This window comes from Wolbachia endosymbiont of Drosophila ananassae (assembly GCF_008033215.1).
Taxonomy (GTDB): domain Bacteria; phylum Pseudomonadota; class Alphaproteobacteria; order Rickettsiales; family Anaplasmataceae; genus Wolbachia; species Wolbachia pipientis.
Map to the genome: position 1 here is coordinate 1 of NZ_CP042904.1, position 17,656 is coordinate 17,656.

14 protein-coding genes and 2 tRNA genes are annotated in these 17,656 nt (G+C 35.9%); 14 read left to right on the forward strand and 2 right to left on the reverse strand.

Features of this window, described 5'->3' with window-relative positions; all coding sequences use genetic code 11:
- Positions 1-151: 151 nt before the first annotated feature.
- Positions 152-1,534, forward strand: a complete 1,383-nt coding sequence (gene dnaA, locus EA652_RS00005) for a chromosomal replication initiator protein DnaA (RefSeq protein ID WP_010962298.1) — start codon at positions 152-154, stop codon at positions 1,532-1,534.
- A gap of 27 nt (positions 1,535-1,561) precedes the next feature.
- Here the strand turns inward: dnaA and EA652_RS00010 are convergent, their stop codons facing one another.
- On the reverse strand, positions 1,562-2,836 hold the full coding sequence (locus tag EA652_RS00010; RefSeq protein WP_006279778.1) for a metallophosphoesterase: 1,275 nt from the start codon (positions 2,834-2,836) through the stop codon (positions 1,562-1,564).
- Positions 2,837-3,026: 190 nt separating this feature from the next.
- On the opposite strand from EA652_RS00010, the gene EA652_RS00015 reads away from it, so the two are divergent.
- From EA652_RS00015 to EA652_RS00050, 8 genes are all read left to right on the forward strand, one after another.
- Positions 3,027-3,114: transfer RNA gene (locus tag EA652_RS00015), tRNA-Leu, on the forward strand.
- 29 nt (positions 3,115-3,143) lie between these two features.
- Entirely contained in the window at positions 3,144-4,226 is a 1,083-nt protein-coding gene (locus EA652_RS00020) for a GTP cyclohydrolase II (RefSeq protein ID WP_012673034.1), read from the forward strand.
- 72 nt (positions 4,227-4,298) lie between these two features.
- Complete coding sequence (locus tag EA652_RS00025) at positions 4,299-4,979, forward strand: VirB8 family type IV secretion system protein (RefSeq protein ID WP_012673035.1); 681 nt, start codon at positions 4,299-4,301, stop codon at positions 4,977-4,979.
- Positions 4,966-5,766, forward strand: coding sequence for a P-type conjugative transfer protein VirB9 (gene virB9, locus EA652_RS00030; protein ID WP_173862866.1), 801 nt, complete (start codon positions 4,966-4,968; stop codon positions 5,764-5,766). Before EA652_RS00025 ends, virB9 begins: the two co-directional genes overlap by 14 nt.
- A 16-nt stretch (positions 5,767-5,782) precedes the next feature.
- Positions 5,783-7,279, forward strand: a complete 1,497-nt coding sequence (locus tag EA652_RS00035; RefSeq protein WP_007549028.1) for a TrbI/VirB10 family protein — start codon at positions 5,783-5,785, stop codon at positions 7,277-7,279.
- Position 7,280: 1 nt separating this feature from the next.
- The gene (gene virB11 / locus EA652_RS00040) at positions 7,281-8,273 is read left to right on the forward strand and encodes a P-type DNA transfer ATPase VirB11 (RefSeq protein ID WP_007549027.1); all 993 of its coding nucleotides are present in this window, start codon (positions 7,281-7,283) and stop codon (positions 8,271-8,273) included.
- A 30-nt stretch (positions 8,274-8,303) separates the two neighbouring features.
- The gene (locus EA652_RS00045; protein WP_007549026.1) at positions 8,304-10,322 is read left to right on the forward strand and encodes a type IV secretory system conjugative DNA transfer family protein; all 2,019 of its coding nucleotides are present in this window, start codon (positions 8,304-8,306) and stop codon (positions 10,320-10,322) included.
- A 122-nt stretch (positions 10,323-10,444) separates the two neighbouring features.
- Positions 10,445-11,296: a P44/Msp2 family outer membrane protein gene (locus EA652_RS00050; protein WP_007549025.1), complete on the forward strand. Its 852-nt coding sequence runs from the start codon at positions 10,445-10,447 to the stop codon at positions 11,294-11,296.
- A gap of 162 nt (positions 11,297-11,458) precedes the next feature.
- On the opposite strand, the gene prmC is transcribed toward EA652_RS00050, so the two are convergent.
- The gene (prmC, locus tag EA652_RS00055; protein WP_012673036.1) at positions 11,459-12,313 is read right to left on the reverse strand and encodes a peptide chain release factor N(5)-glutamine methyltransferase; all 855 of its coding nucleotides are present in this window, start codon (positions 12,311-12,313) and stop codon (positions 11,459-11,461) included.
- Between the two features lie 1,113 nt (positions 12,314-13,426).
- On the opposite strand from prmC, the gene rpsL reads away from it, so the two are divergent.
- The 5 genes from rpsL to EA652_RS00080 all read left to right on the forward strand — a co-directional run bounded on the left by rpsL (position 13,427) and on the right by EA652_RS00080 (position 17,653).
- Positions 13,427-13,801, forward strand: a complete 375-nt coding sequence (gene rpsL, locus EA652_RS00060) for a 30S ribosomal protein S12 (RefSeq protein WP_007549314.1) — start codon at positions 13,427-13,429, stop codon at positions 13,799-13,801.
- Between the two features lie 5 nt (positions 13,802-13,806).
- Entirely contained in the window at positions 13,807-14,286 is a 480-nt protein-coding gene (gene rpsG, locus EA652_RS00065; protein ID WP_007549313.1) for a 30S ribosomal protein S7, read from the forward strand.
- Positions 14,287-14,307: 21 nt separating this feature from the next.
- Entirely contained in the window at positions 14,308-16,383 is a 2,076-nt protein-coding gene (fusA, locus tag EA652_RS00070) for an elongation factor G (protein WP_010962308.1), read from the forward strand.
- 11 nt (positions 16,384-16,394) lie between these two features.
- Positions 16,395-17,567, forward strand: coding sequence for an elongation factor Tu (gene tuf / locus EA652_RS00075; protein WP_012673037.1), 1,173 nt, complete (start codon positions 16,395-16,397; stop codon positions 17,565-17,567).
- Between the two features lie 13 nt (positions 17,568-17,580).
- A tRNA-Trp gene (locus tag EA652_RS00080) sits at positions 17,581-17,653 on the forward strand.
- Positions 17,654-17,656: the final 3 nt, after the last annotated feature.

A 17,656-nucleotide genomic window follows, 5' to 3' on the forward strand; every position in this document is an offset into this window, starting at 1 on the left:
GATCAATTTTAATGTTTTTATACCCTTTACAACCCATCAAAAAATCACCATAATTTTTAGTATGTATTAAGTAGTATTAGCTTTTCATTTTGCAGTAAGCTATTGATTATCTTATATTTTTCTAATTATTGCTTTTTTCTTGGTGTGGTATATGAACTTAACTAGCCCTAAGGTTTCTACTATGTTTTTTGATCAGATTATTACAGTAACGGATCACAATGTTACTTGGGAAAAAATCCAAAATTGTCTTTATAATCTTTATGGAGAAGCAACATATAATAGCTGGCTGAGTTCACTAAAATTTGTCAGTAGCAGAAATGGGGAAGTTCTTTTATCCGTGTCAACAAGGTTTATAAAAGAGTGGATTACAGTTCATTACATGAAAAAAATATTATCATTATGGCAAAGCGAAGATAAAAGTATACGTTCTATTGATATTCAAGTAATTGAGGAGAGGAATTCAAATTTTAATGTTATACTAAAAAACAGAGAGGAAAGTAATCATAATCTTGGTTCGCCGCTGGATCCAAGGTTCACCTTTGATAATTTTGTAGTGGGAAAGCCAAATGAATTAGCATTTACGGCGGCAAAGCGTGTGGCAGAATCTATAGATCCAATATTAGGCAGCAATCCTTTGTTTCTATATGGTGGAGTGGGACTTGGTAAAACACATCTAATGCATGCTATAGCTTGGCACATAGTCAATTCCCCATCAGCAAAAAGAAAAGTGGTGTATTTATCAGCAGAGAAATTCATGTACCAATATATTACAGCGCTGCGAAGCAAAGATATTATGTTATTTAAAGAGCAATTTAGATCAGTAGATGTATTGATGGTAGATGATGTGCAATTTATCAGTGGTAAAGATAGTACACAAGAAGAATTTTTTCACACTTTCAATGCATTGATAGACCAAAATAAACAATTGGTTATATCAGCTGATAGGTCTCCTAGTGATCTTGATGGAGTGGAAGAAAGAATAAAATCACGACTCGGTTGGGGGTTGGTGGCAGATATTAATGAAACAACTTTTGAATTAAGGCTTGGTATATTGCAGGCAAAAGTGGAGCAGATGAATATGTATGTTCCGAAAGATGTCCTAGAGTTTTTAGCAAGGAACATAAAATCTAATATAAGAGAATTAGAAGGAGCATTAAATAAGGTTACCCATACCTCATTAATTGGAAGAAGTATGACGGTAGAATCAGCTAGTGAAACCCTAATCGATCTTCTTAGGTCAAATCATAGGTCAGTCACAATAGAAGAAATACAAAAGAAAGTAGCTGAATTTTTCAATATAAAGGTTGCAGATATGCAATCCAATAGAAGGCTTCGCAGTCTTGCAAGGCCAAGACAAATAGCTATGTATTTTGCCAAAAAGTTTACGCAAAAAAGCCTACCAGATATTGGGAGAAACTTTGGTGGCAGAGACCATGCTACTGTTATACATGCAGTAAAACAAGTAGAAAATTTTATAAAGACCGACTCAAAATTTGCTGATGAAATCAATCGATTAAAAAAAATGTTTAAGTAGCGTTTTTAAAATAGCTAATAACAAATCCTAAAATGAATCGACTATAGTTTTAATCCGTTTAAGTTTAAAATCTTCTGTTAGCTTCGCAGAATACATTTCCTTATTGTGTTGATTATAGAAGGTAAATTCGTGATCATCTAAATTTAGTATTGCAAAGCCAAAGCCAAAAAAGTTTCTAACCTCGTGTGCTAAGTAGTTTTTACCATTTAAATAGTCAAATTCTACATTTTGATAAACAGATTCTTGATCTTGAGCGTGTAATGATGCACCACCGTTTCCAACTATAATTTGGTCTGGAACATTATCCATTAATAAAATCTGGGCTATATGAATGTGGCCAGAAACTATGGTAGTAACATTGCTTGGAAATTTATCTCCAAAAGCTTCGATTTGTGTAAGATTACCATGGCTTTTTAATGTCAAAAATTCTTTTTTTGGAGATCTCCAAAGCGGTTTATGAGTTAAAAACCACATGGGCTTGTCAGAACTATTTTGTATCAATTTATCAAATTGCCTCTCAAAAGCATCAATTGTGCTTTGGGTTGTAAAAATATCCTCACCGGATGAAGAGTCGAAGATAAAAAATTTCATCGGTCCAGCATCTAAGGACCAACTAGAAACGAAGTTTCCACATTTTTCAGACGAAAAGGGGTATGAATCTAGATACCTGAACCATCCTTCATAAGCTCTATCACAACTCTCATGGTTTCCACGAACAAAAAGGAAAGGGGATTGTGATAAAATATCCTTTGCAGGCTCAAACCAATCAGCGTACCAAACTTCTTTATTATATCCATAAATATCGCCACACTTTTTTGTATTTCTACATTTTGTTTGTCTATAATGATAATCACCAACATGGATAATTAAATCTGGTTTATGAAGGGCGATTGAATCTAAATTTTTTTTTAAAGGCCAGCTATCTACCGAATTACATTCCTGCTGAAATAACATATTTATTCTACAGCCTGTGTCACCAATGAAAGCAATTTTATTAACCTTTTTTGGTAATATAGGAACCCGTAGATCCTCAATACTAATGTTTTTGGCACTTGTTTGTACTGTCAGTTCACAAACTGTTTCGTTATGATCACCATTGTTAATTGAGCTGCGATTCAGCATTTCTGTTTCCTCGCCATCAACATAAACAATGGGACACATGTCATTGTCCGTAATTGCGCGTATGCTTAGTTTATTTTCTGGGATAACTTGAGACCATGTGTATAATATTTGTGCATGGACGAAATGAAAGCTAGTTATAAGAGAGAGAGCTAAAAAAATAAAGATATTAGCTATATTCATTTGTATAAAAACCTAAGTTAAAAATTAGTAGTAAGGTTATCTTAAATGATTAAAATTTATAATCACAAAATTCATAATCAAATTATACAAACAATTTCTAAATTATTCTAGTATCAGATTGACACTCTAGATGAAAAATTCTAAAATGATTAAGTAATTTAAAATAATTATATAAAAACTAGAATATAGTGCGGCCGTGGTGGAATTGGTAGACACGCAGCGTTGAGGTCGCTGTGGCTCATAAGGCCTTGGAAGTTCAAGTCTTCTCGGCCGCACCAGTTTTTATCGCTGTTTAATATGGGTAAAAATGTTTATAGGAAATCAGAGTAGCAATAAGGTAGAAAGAGCTATCAGCGAAATCAGGCGCGGTCGGCCAATTGTAATATATGATGAAAGTAATTACCTATTGTTCGCTGCTGCTGAGGCTTTAGAAAGAGATTTATTTAATCAATACAAGCTTATATCAAGTAATGTATATGTTACTTTAACTTCAAGTAAGGTAAAATACATATCTCAGAATAAAGAACATAACAGCAAACGTCTGTTGGTGAATAATTTTGATGAACTGCTCCATTTAATAAACTGTTCAAAGGAAGATTGCATAAAAGAGTTGCAATGCTCAAAGACAATAGATGAATGTGCTATTGCCTTGCTTAAGTTCTCAGAATTATTGCCATACGCGTTAGTAGCTGATATGACTTTTGAGAATAAGTATGAAATGCGAAATTGGTGTGAAGAAAATGACATTATTGCACTAGATACGTTACTCGTAAATGATTTTCAACAAAATCAGAGTGTGTATGAAGTGTGCAAAACATCATTATTTTTAAAACAGACTCAAGAAGTAGATATCATATCTTATAGAACCGAAAGTGGCGGAAGAGAACATCATGCAATTATCATTGGCAATCCAGATAAAGATGACGAACCATTAGTAAGAATTCATTCTTCGTGCTATACGGGTGACTTGTTAGATAGCTTATCATGCGATTGCAGAAGTCAGTTACATCAAGCAATTCAAATGATAGCTGACTTTGGAAGTGGTATTATATTGTATTTGATGCAGGATGGAAGAGGTATTGGTTTAACTAATAAGTTAAGAGCATACAGTGTGCAAAGAGAACATAACCTTGATACTGTTGATGCAAATAGAATATTGGGTTTTGAAGATGATGAAAGGAGTTTTGTTGTTGCAGCTAAAATGCTTAAGAAATTGAACATTAACAAAATCCAATTACTTACAAACAATGATAGGAAATTGTCAGAATTGGAAAGTAGTGGTATAGAGGTTACAAAGTGTCTACCACTTATTGTGGAACGTAATAAATATAACGATTCATATATGGAGACAAAGTTTGGTAAGCTAGGCCATAAGTTAAGAGTTTTTTAGCTTTTTTGTTGTAACTACTTTGTTAATTTGCTATGTTTATTAACACAAGTTAAGATTTTTAAGAATATTAAAATGCTAAGATTTTTTAAGCGAGAGAAAAGTACTGAATCGTTAGATAAGGATATAAATTGGAATTCAAACCGCTACAGCACAGTTATTGCTCAAAGGAATATTCTACTTTTATTTGCGTTAATATTATTAGCAACGATCTCTATCAGCATATTAGTCATATTTAAAATTAGCACAAGTAGCACTATTGAGCCATTTGTTATAGAAATTGACAAGAAATCGGGAATAGTGCAATTGGTTGATCCTGTCACAGTAAAGCAGTATTCTGCAGATGAAGCGCTGAACGATTATTTTATTTCAGAGTATATAAAAGCAAGGGAGGTTTTTGATCCATATCATTATAATTATAACTATTATACAAAGGTGAGGTTGTTTTCCTCACCTAATGTGTATAATGAATTTAGAAATTATATAGGATCGCAGAATATGGATGATCTTTTTAATTTATATTCAGATACCAAAAATGAATTTAAAATTCGCTCGATTCAAAAATTGGGTAACGATGCTCTTCAGGTGAGGTTTTTTGTGGAATTTATACGGAAAGATGGAAGTTCCACAAGAAAAAATAAGATAGTTATTATGTCATATAGATATGCATCGCTTGAAATGAATGATCAGCAAAGATATATTAACCCATTAGGGTTTCAAGTTATTTCATATAGAGTAGATGATGAATATGTATAGGATATTATTAGTTTTAGTTTTACTTGTAAGTAGCAATTTAAACGCATCCATTAATTATAATGAACCTATTTCTGTAGATAGTAGAATAAAGACTTTTGTGTATAGCCCTAATGAAGTATTTACGGTGGTTTTTAGTCAGGGTTACTATTCTTATATTGAATTTGCGGAAGGAGAAAAAGTTAAAAATATCGCTGTTGGTGATGCATCAAGTTGGAAAATTAATCCTTATGACAATAAATTGCTTATCATGCCATTTGAAGTTAGTAGCCGCACTAACATGATTATTACGACAACTAAAAAAAGAAATTACATTTTTGATTTAATCTCAAGGCCAAACTACGATAAATACCCGGATACTGATGCTAAGAAAGTAGATCACGATTATTCTGCTGAAAAGGATATATCTTACGTAGTACGTTTTTATTATCCTCAAGAAGAAGGTGAATTTGATGTTGATTTAGATGAGGTTTCTTTACCTACTCAAATGCAATATACTACAGACAAGCTAGAAAAAATAATACAAGAAAATGATACGAAGTACAATTATACATATATTGATGAAGGTGGTAATGCGGATATAGTTCCGATTGAGCTATTTGATGATGGTTATTTAACCTATTTAAAATTTAGAAATAATAATAAAATACCTCAGATTTTTGTAGAAGAGGAGGATAAACCTTGTAAAAGGCTGTTATTTGATGATTATGTTATAATAAAGGGAGTACATAAAAAGCTATTTATGCGTTATGAAGATGGTGAAGTTGAAATTATAAATAGGTCACTTTAGCTGTGGTACATGCAATATGAATAAAGAAAGGCGTAACAATTCAGAAGATGAATCAGAAATAGAGAATAAGGTAGTAACAGTTGGCTCTAATCAAGGTCATAGGGCATTGATGGTCATGATTTTAGTGCTTCTGGTTGGTGGAGTGTATTATTTCTATTTTAGTCCTTCTCATAAAGAGGATTCAGAAGTTATTAAAAAAGAGGAAACAAAGCAAAACGTTCAAGAATTTAAAGGAAAGTTGGAACAAGTTCCAGATAATGTAATAGTTCCAGAAAGAATAATAACCGATCCCTTACCACCCTTACCTCCTCTTCCTACACCACAAATCGTACCAGAAATAAAACAAATTAAAAAAGAAGAAGAGAAACCAAAAGAAACCCCTGTGTCAAATATACCTATTTTGCCAAAGCAAAATTTTCCTTCTAACAATGTTATTAGTAATCTACCTACCTCGTTTCCTACAATAGGGGATGGTGGTTACCCTAGAGAAAGACGTAGTGCACAAATGTTAACAATTTCAGGTGGTAGTGGAGAGAACAAGGCTGCTGATGCTATTTTATCCGACACTTCAGTACAGTCGAGCAAAGCTACCAGAGTAGGAAAGCTTGGTTTAATGATTACTCAAGGTAAAATTATTGATGCTGTTCTTGAAACTGCAATAAACTCTGATCTGCAAGGAATGCTGCGTGCTATGGTGAGTAGAGATGTTTATGCAGAAACTGGTGATACAGTTTTAATACCTAAAGGCTCAAGATTGATAGGCAGTTATTCATTTGATTCGAATGTTGCTAAATCTCGTGTAAATATAAACTGGAACAGAGTGATTCTGCCACATGGAATAGATATTGCAATCTCATCACTTAGTACTGACGAGCTTGGTAGAGCAGGGATAGCGGGAATAGTTGATAATAAAATAGTAAGTGCGTTATTCTCTTCAGTGGCACTTGCTGGTGTTTCAATTAGTTCGGCTGTTATAGGGCAAAAGGCTTCTAATCTTATCGATGTGCTAACTGCAATGGATGTAGTGAAGTCTATTACTGCAACTGAAATAGATATTTCTTCTCTCAAAGGGGCTATTGTTGAGAGATTGGAGGATGCTATAAAAACTGAAGTTGGGAAGGTAGGAGACGAAAAATGGAAATTGGGTCTTAGGGCTATTGAAAAAATTCGAAATGCTAAAAGTGATCAGGATTTACTGAGAATAATAAAGGAAGAAATAGTAAGTGTGATAAAAAGTTCTGGAGCTAGTGGAGTTGATGCAATTACTAGTGACAATATCGGTATAACTTTAGACGATGTACGTCAACTGTTGAGGCAAACTCAGAAAAGAAGCAAATCTGTTTATGATGAAGCAATCGGGAAATCAATCAATGATTTTTCTAAAGACATGCGAGATATAGTGGGCAGATATACAGATAAAAAACCAACTATTTATGTCGATCAAGGCACTGCATTGAAAGTATTTGTTAACCAAGATATAGTATTTCCTCCACAGGCAATATTAAATCAATGAAATGAACTATGCTGCACTTGATACATATTTGGAGCCATTACAAGGCATATTTCAAGAAGAAGGCGTAAATGAAATATCAATAAATAAGCCAAAGGAAGTATGGATTGAAAATCGTGGTGAAATAAGGTGTGAAAAATTAGAAATATTCGATCTTAACCATTTGAAATCTCTTGGCAGACTGATTGCTCAAGCTACAGAACAAAAACTTAGCGAAGAAGCACCTTTACTTTCGGCAACATTACCAAATGGTTATCGTATACAGATAGTATTTCCGCCAGCATGTGAGCCTGATAAAGTAGTCATGTCGATTCGTAAGCCTTCTAGCATGCAGTTAGCACTCGATGATTACGAAAAAATGGGGGCTTTTTCTGAAACTGTTACAGAAGCAACTGATAATCCAGTTGACCGTCATTTGGATTTATTGTTAAGGCAAAAAAAAATAAAAGAGTTTTTAGAATACGCTGTAATAAGTAAGAAAAATATTATAATTAGTGGTGGAACTTCCACTGGTAAGACTACTTTTACTAATGCTACTTTGCGTGCTATTCCAGCTGAGGAAAGAATTATTACTGTTGAGGATGCAAGGGAAATCGTTTTGAACGATCATCCCAATAAAGTCCATCTAATTGCCTCTAAAGGAGGGCAGGGCAGAGCAAAAGTAACCACTCAAGATTTGATAGAAGCGTGCTTACGTTTAAGGCCAGACAGAATAATAGTTGGTGAGCTCCGTGGAGCGGAAGCTTTTAGTTTTCTCAGGGCGATAAATACTGGTCACCCTGGATCAATATCAACCCTTCATGCAGATAGTCCAACAATGGCCCTTGAGCAAATAAAATTGATGGTTATGCAGGCAAATCTTGGCATTCCTCCAGACCAAATTATACCATACATTAAAAATGTGATTGATATTGTTATTCAGCTAAAAAGAACCGGTGGGGGCAAAAGAAGCATTTCTGAGATATTATTTACTAGATCTGCGAGCGAAAATGCTTAAATTTATACATAAGTTAAGGAAGAGTAGTTTATGAGTAATGGAAATCACCTACGTAATATTCTCATAGGAGGTGTAGTAGCTTTTAGCGTACTTGAGTTTTGCTTCTATCTATCTGGTATATTGTTTGTTCTGTTTGCTGATGGTCCGGATGCTGTGGATTTTAAGGCAATTAATCCTAGTTTGACGCCTTTCCCTCAAGCTCTTTGGCCAACGATTTTTGATCATATACAATATTGTTGGCATCATCCAGAGTTATATAGCCTTGAGCTCAAAATCACATTAATTATATCTTCTGCACTGCCTATCATTGTTTTAATGATTATCTTATGGAATTTAAGAGAAAGGATAATTGAGTGGCGACCATTTAAAAAGAAGGAATCACTTCATGGAGATTCGCAGTGGGCATCAGAGAAAGACATACGAAAAGCAGGATTAAGAAGCAAAAAGGGATTATTGCTTGGTAAAGATAAAAGAGGATACTTCATTTCTGATGGGTTTCAGCATGCATTGTTATTTGCACCTACAGGTTCTGGTAAGGGTGTTGGCTTTGTAATTCCTAATTTATTATTTTGGACTGACTCGGTAATTGTACACGACATAAAATTAGAAAACTATGAAATAACAAGTGGTTGGCGAGAACGACAAGGACAAAAAGTATACGTATGGAATCCAGCGCAGCCAGATGGAATAAGTCACTGTTACAATCCATTACAATGGATTAGTGAAAAACCTGGACAGATGGTTGACGATGTGCAGAAAATAGCCAACCTAATTATGCCTGAACAAGACTTTTGGCAAAATGAAGCAAGAAGTTTATTTGTTGGAGTGGTATTATACTTACTTGCTGCACCAGAGAAAGTCAAATCTTTTGGTGAAGTTGTGCGTACGATGCGTAGTGATGATGTAGTCTATAATCTTGCTGTTGCTCTTGATACAATGGGTAAAATACTACACCCTGTAGCATATATGAACATTGCAGCTTTTTTACAAAAAGCTGATAAAGAAAGGTCGGGTGTTGTATCAACCATGAACTCATCACTTGAATTGTGGGCAAACCCATTGATTGATACTGCAACTGCGTCAAGTGATTTTAATATTTTAGATTTTAAAAAGAAGAAAACTACAGTTTATGTTGGTTTAACTCCTGACAACTTGACTAGGCTCAGGCCTTTAATGCAGGTTTTTTACCAACAGGCAACTGAGTTTTTATGTAGAAAATTGCCATCAGATGACGAGCCTTATGGCGTATTGTTTTTAATGGATGAGTTTCCTACACTTGGAAAAATGGAGCAATTTCAAACAGGTATTGCATATTTTCGTGGTTATCGAGTTAGGTTATTCTTAATTGTTCAAGATACTGAGCAGCTCAAAGGAATATACGAAGAAGCAGGGATGAACTCCTTTTTGTCAAACTCGACTTACAGAATAACTTTTGCAGCCAATAATATTGAAACAGCTAATTTAATATCGCAACTTATAGGAAATAAAACTGTACAACAAGAATCGTTAAACAAACCTAAGTTTTTAGACTTGAATCCTGCTTCAAGGTCGTTACATATCTCTGAAATACAGAGAGCATTGCTATTGCCTCAAGAAGTTATTATGTTGCCACGCGACGATCAGATAATTTTAATAGAGTCGACTTACCCAATTAAATCAAAGAAAATTTTGTACTATAGTGATAGCACCTTCACAAAAAGACTGCTCAAGCAAACTCGTGTGCCTACACAAGAACCATATGACCCAAACAAAGTTCTTTCTGCCGCTGCGAGCAAAGATAAGGTTAATAATGAGGGGAATAATGCTCTTGAGGGACCTAATTCAGTTGATTATCCTGCTGAAACTAAAACAGAAGATGCAGTATATGATGAATCAAATGAATTTGCAGACGAAGATATTGATGATGAAGATATCGACGATAAGTTTGAAGATGATGATGACGGGTTTGATGATGAGGAAAAGAGCGATGATGGGTTTGATGACGAAGAAGAGGAGGATGAATTTGAAGATGAGGATATTGATGATAAATTCAAAAATGACGAGAAGTAAGGTTAACTTCGCCTATTTTTTAGCTTAGGAAAGTGCAAGTTATGCAAATAATTAGGTTTTTCATATTAAGCCATTTTTAATTAATTAGTATTAGATTAGCTATTTTAACTAGGGGAGTAGTAATGATTAGTAAAAAAACATTAGCGGTTACAGCGCTTGCTTTGCTGTTGTCACAACAATCTTTTGCGAGTGAAACAGAAGGGTTTTACTTTGGTAGTGGGTATTACGGTCAATATTTAAATTACACGGGTGAGTTGAAAGCAAAAATTGGAGATACTGCTGCTACAGCTACCAATAATGTATCTGTAAATGACAGGAGTGCTCAGAACACAGAAGGTCAGTCACTAAGTAAGTATAAAGGAGATTATAATCCGCCTTTTGCTGCAAATGTAGCATTGGGTTATACAGGGGAATTGAATGGCAATAGCTACAGAGCTGAATTGGAAGGAATGTATTCTTCTGTAAAAGTGGATAATATTGGTTTAACAAGCGGCCAGATGACAATATCCTACACAAAGGATAAAACTAGACCAGAAGAGAGCTATGGAGCAATAGTCAATCATGACCAAATTGAGAACATATCTGTAATGGCAAATGTTTATCATCATTGGAAAAGTGACCGTTTCTCTTTTTCTCCTTATGTTGGGGTTGGAGTCGGTGCAACAAGAATGACAATGTTTGAAAAATCGTCAATAAGACCCGCAGGTCAATTAAAAGCTGGCCTTGATTATCGCATAAACGAAGATGTAAATATGCATATCGGATATAGAGGTTTTGGTGCTATTGGTAGCAGTGAGTATAAACTAGACACCTTAAAATGGGATCCCAACCATGATAATGGCAAAGATAAGCCAAAAGGTGGAATGGCTGAACAAACAGGTGATAATCAAGTATCTACTACCATACAGAACGACTTTTTTCACACACACGGCATAGAGGCTGGTCTTACTTTCCACTTTGCTAGTAAAGCTTAACTGCCCTTTAGAAAAACAATAGATCTCTTGGCATCATTCCAGCGCAGGCCAGGTTTTCCTACGTCATACCGCGATTCATTCGCGGTATAGATTCCGCTAACACGTAGCAGAATGACGATTTTTCAAATCGTCTTAGCTATAAGACTGGATCCTATCATAGGATTACAGAAGCGGAGCTATACATTGCTTCACAACAATGCATCTCTTCATTCCTGCCAAATCATATACATATTCCTGAAAAGCTAATTCGTATGAGGGGATTATTTTATCAATATTGCTTTGATCTTCACCTATCTCCAATATCGCAAACCCATTTTTTTTAAGACACCTCCTTAATATTGGAAAAATGCTCAAGTAACAGTTCAAACCATCAATACCACCATCAAGGGCAGTTTTTGGTTCCTTTTGTACTTCGGCTTGCAAGTCTTTCAATTTACTTCTTTTAATATATGGAGGATTGCTAATTATCAGATCAAATAAATCGCTGCACTCTATCCACGAACTTGGAAATATTTTGGCTCTGCTGAGAAGATCATGTTTTTTTGTGTTCTGATAGGCAACTTTGTATGCTTCCAAGCTTTTTTCAAAACCGACGCCAACAGCATATTTATACTCACTAAGTACGGATATCAATAAACAACCTGTGCCTGTGCCAAAATCTGCAATTTTTAGTCTCTGCTTTTTATTTGGGTAATATTTTAACACTGTTGAGATTAATGTTTCACTATCTGGTCTTGGATCCAAAACATGCTGATTAACTATAAAATTTTTACTCCAGAATTCACGATTACCTATTATTTGCGATATTGGATATCTTTCCGCTCTTTTTTTTGTTAATTTCCAAAATAAAAGTTCTTTCTCCATCGGCACTTGATCAGCATGGTTCACAATTATAAATGATCTTTCCACTCCAAGTACGTGCTGCATGATGATTTCACAATCTAAATGTGGTGATTCAACTTTATGTGACGATAATAACTCCGATCCTTCTTGAATTAAAGTGCTGATTGTTTTCATTATTCTAAAAATATGTTTCTTTCAGCCAAAAATAGCAAGATGAGCTTCCAGTTTAGGGTAGCTGCACTAAATCCCAGTGTCAAGCACGCAGCTGTACGAACATTGCAATTTGCAGATCCAAGTAGCTTGACTACTTGGATCCAGCTAAGTTGGTGAGCATAAAAGTATAGCTAATGCGAGCTTTACGTCATACCGTCACGGTATCTCTAGATTCCGCTAACACGTAGCGGGACGACGAGGTCAGGGTGTCATCCTAGTACCTTCTCCTGTCATCCCAGTGCCCTGACTACTTGGATCCAGGAAAAAGAATGGTGTCATCCAAGTAGCCTTCCTCCCCTGTCATCCCAGTGCCCAGACACTGGGATCCAGAAAAGTTTGCTTGTAAGCAAGCAAACTAGCACAGAAAGTGGTTACAACATTTTCGATGAGATTATATGGAAAACTGGATTCCAGTGTCAAGCACTGGAATGACACCTTCCTGCCCAGTTCATGTTGCCATAAATATTAAGAAATTTACCAAGCAAAAAAAAGGCAAAAGAAGCCCTAGTCATTGTCTATTTTCAGTATTGGCGTTTTTTAAGTCTTAAACACTGCAATTTAGCTGCTTTTAAATGCAACTCACCTTAGTTTAAATGTTTAAGAAATTTACTAAGCAGAAAAAAAGGCAAAAGATATCCCGTATTAGCTAGTTGTCACTCTCTAATCCTGCAAATTGGCGTACTATACTGTCTTAAACGCTTTATAAGCGCGTTTCAGCTTATATAGGTAAAAACCCAGAAATGTTGTGAAGACGTAAAGTGTGCATAGTGCAAAAAATTAAAAATAAGACGCCAATTACGTAATACTGTTGTCATTTAATCTGCACAGATTGAAGATAAATGAATACCTTCAGTACCATGATAATGGGGCTGGCGAAGGGTGTCAAGTAAGTTTTTTCGTTTCTACTGAATGACAGTTGTGGCTTGGGAGGTAGTGCAAGAAGTCTACTGATGGCTTTCAAGGCAGTTGAGCTTAATTATTAGAGTAGTAATGTTTATTTTTATATTGACTATTGAGGTTTATTATTTTATAACTAAAAACTTAGTTATTTTAATGAGCTTGAGTTTATAACATATGCCTACGATAAATCAATTAATACGTAAGGGTAGATTAGGATTGACCCATAAGAAAAAGGTACCAGCTTTGGGAAAAAGCAACCCTCAAAGGAGAGGTGTTTGCACTAAGGTGTATACTACAACTCCTAGAAAGCCTAACTCAGCACTCCGTAAAGTAGCCAGAGTAAAAATTAGTGGGTATGGTGAAGTGACGGCTTATATACCTGGTGAAGGTCATAATTTACAAGAACACTCTGTTGTTTTGATACGTGGTGGGCGGGTTAAAGATTTGCCAGGTGTGCGTTATCACATAATAAGAGGTGCCCTTGATCTGCGTGGTGTGCAAAATCGAAAGAAAGCTCGTTCAAAATATGGTGTAAAGAAATCTGGTTAAAGTTTATGGCTCGTCGGAATAAAGCAAAAAAAAGAGAAATAAGTCCTGATTCGCGTTACGGCAGTGTTTTGCTGATGCGTTTCATTAATACAATCATGAAATGTGGTAAAAAATCTACTGCAGAAAAGATTATCTATGACGCTTTGTCTTTAGCTGAAAAGAAAATAGGCGAAGGTGGGTTATCAATTTTTGAGACAGCAGTAGGAAATGTTACTCCTTCTATAGAAGTGCGTTCTCGACGCATTGGTGGTGCAACTTATCAAGTACCTGTTGAAGTTCGACAAGATAGAGCGGTTTCTTTAGCGTTAAGGTGGATTGCTAAAGCAACTTCTGCTGCTCGAAAAAAGAGTGGAAAAACCACTGTTGATTGTTTGCAATCTGAAATACTGGATGCTTATAATAAACGCGGTGGTGCGTTTAAGATGTGCGAAGAAAAATATAAAATGGCTGAAGCTAATAAGGCATTTTCTCATCTTCGTTTTTAATGTTAGCTAATTAATTGTGATATGGAAATTGGAATATCTAAATACAGAAATATAGGGATAATGGCTCACATAGATGCTGGTAAGACTACCACAACAGAGCGTATTTTATTTTATACTGGTAAGCAAAATAGAATTGGTGAAGTGCACGATGGTGCAGCTTCTATGGATTGGATGGAGCAGGAAAAAGAGCGTGGTATTACAATCACATCTGCTGCAACAACATGTTTTTGGAATGATCATAGGGTCAATATAATAGACACTCCTGGTCACGTTGATTTCACTATTGAAGTTGAGAGATCTTTAAGGGTTTTGGATGGTGCAGTTGCTGTATTTGATGGAGTTGCTGGAGTTGAACCTCAATCTGAGACAGTGTGGCGTCAAGCTGATAAATATAGCGTTCCTCGTATCTGCTTTGTTAATAAGATGGATAGAATAGGGGCAAATTTTTATCGATGTGTTGATATGATAAAGACGAAGCTTGGTGCAGCACCTTTAGTTATTCATTTACCAATAGGGAGTGAGAAAGATTTCAAAGGTATAATTGACCTTATTTCTATGAAAGCCATTATATGGCAAGAAGAAACGTTGGGCGCTAAATTTTCTTATGAAGATATTCCTTCTGATTTGCTTGATAAGGCTCAAGAATATCGAAATCTTTTATTAGATGCTGCAGCTGAGATGGATGACGAAGCGATGAATACTTACTTTGAGTCTAATGATCTGCCAGTAGATTTACTGAAAAAATGCGTGAGAAATGGGACCATTAAAGGAAAATTTGTTCCTGTGTTATGTGGATCAGCTTTTAAAAATAAAGGCGTACAACCACTTTTAGATGGTGTGGTTGACTTTTTACCTTCTCCTATTGATGTTGATGTAATTGTTGGAATTGATCCTAAAGATTCAGAAAAGAAAATTGAGGTCAAACCTTCAGAAAAAGAGAAATTTGTTGCTCTTGCATTTAAAGTGATGACGGATAAATTTGTAGGCAGCTTGACGTTTATCCGTATTTATTCTGGTAAATTAAAGTCTAAATCTACCGTTTCAAATGCGTTAAAAAACGAAACTGAAGGGATTGGCAGAATGTTACTTATGCATGCAAATAACCGAGAAGATATAACTGAGGCTAGGGCTGGAGATATAGTTGCTTTAGTTGGGCTAAAGAAAACAACCACCGGAGATACTTTATGTTCTGTTGATTTTCCTATATTATTGGAGCGTATGGAATTTCCTGAGCCTGTTATTGAAATTGCTGTGGAACCTAAAACCACTTCAGATCAGGAAAAATTAGGTATTGCTCTAAATAGGTTGGTTGCAGAAGATCCTTCTTTAAGAATGTCAGTAAATGCGGAAAGTGGCCAGACTATATTGAAAGGCATGGGTGAGCTCCATCTTGAGATTATTGTTGATAGAATGAAGCGCGAATTTAACGTTGAGGCTAACGTCGGTGCTCCTCAGGTTGCATATCGTGAAACTATCACTAAATCTGTTGAAATTGATTACACTCATAAAAAACAATCTGGTGGAGCTGGTCAGTTTGCTAAGGTTAAAATAAAATTTGAACCTCTTGAGCCTGGTTCTGGGTTTCAATTTGAAAGTAAAATTGTAGGTGGTGCTATTCCAAAAGAGTATATTCCTGGGGTAGAAAATGGCTTGGAGTTGATAAAAGAAGGTGGTATAATTTCGGGATTTCCGTTGATTGATTTTAAGGCTACCCTTCTTGATGGTGCTTTTCATGAGGTTGATTCTAGTCCTTTAGCTTTTGAACTTGCTGCTAAAGGTGCTTTTAAAGAGATGGCAAATAAAGCTGGTCCAAAAATGCTGGAGCCTATAATGAAAGTTGAAATCATTACTCCTGAAGAATATATGGGTGATGTTATGGGTGATATAAATAGTAGAAGAGGAAATGTTGCTGATATGCTCGATTTAGGTAATAATAGTAAAATAATTACTGCTTCGGTACCTCTTGCAAATATGTTTGGTTATATCAACGTTTTGCGTTCTATGTCTCAGGGAAGGGCGCAGTATAGTATGCATTTTTCTTGTTATGAGCAAGTGCCACAATATGTGGTTGATGAGTTAAAGTTAGAGTATAATTAAGGGTAATAATTATGACAGCAGTAGTGGAAGCATTTGGAAAGCCGCATGTAAATGTGGGAACAATAGGACATGTGGATCATGGGAAGACAACGTTAACAGCGGCAATAACAAAGCATTATGGAAATTTTGTAGCGTACGATCAGATAGATAAAGCGCCAGAAGAAAGGAAGAGGGGGATAACGATAGCAACAGCGCATGTTGAGTATCAGACAGAGAAAAGGCATTATGCACACGTTGATTGTCCTGGGCACGCTGACTATGTAAAGAACATGATAGTAGGTGCAGCACAGATGGATGCGGCGATATTGGTAGTGTCAGGGGTTGATGGGCCAATGCCACAAACGAGAGAGCATATATTGCTGGCGAAGCAGGTAGGTGTTGGATATATCGTGGTGTATATAAATAAAGCTGATGTTGCTGATGCTGATATGATAGATTTAGTAGAAATGGAAGTGAGGGAATTACTGAGTAAATACGGATTTCCAGGGGATGAAGTGCCTGTGGTGGTTGGTTCAGCGCTCAAGGCGCTGGAGGATGACAGCAGCGAATATGGAAAGAAATCAATAGACAAATTGATGGAAAAGTTAGATGAATATGTAGCGGTTCCACCAAGGCCTGTGGATTTACCATTTTTATTGCCAATCGAAGATGTGTTTTCGATATCGGGGCGAGGAACGGTGGTAACAGGAAGGATAGAGAAGGGAGAGATAAAGACGGGAGAAGAGATAGAGATAATAGGTCTGAAGGGAACGCAAAAGACGATATGCACAGGTGTAGAAATGTTTAAGAAGTTGCTGGATAAGGGAAGTGCAGGACTCAATGTAGGAATATTGTTAAGAGGAACAAAAAGAGAAGAAGTAGAGAGAGGGCAAGTATTGGCAAAACCGGGGACGATAACGCCGCATAGAAAGTTTAAGGCGGAGGTTTATATATTAAAGAAAGAGGAAGGAGGAAGGCATACACCATTTTTTGCGAATTACCAGCCACAGTTTTATTTAAGGACAACGGATGTAACTGGGAGCATAAAATTGCTAGATGGGAAGGAGATGGTAATGCCAGGAGATAATGTGAGTGTAGAAGTAGAATTGCAAGTACCGATAGCAATGGATAAGGGATTGCGTTTTGCGATAAGAGAAGGCGGTAGAACTGTTGGTTCTGGTGTTGTTTCTGAAATTTTGGAGTGAGAGTTTGAGTTATAGGAGTGTAGCTCAATTGGTAGAGCGCTGGTCTCCAAAACCAGAGGTTGTAGGTTCAATTCCTATCGCTCCTGCAT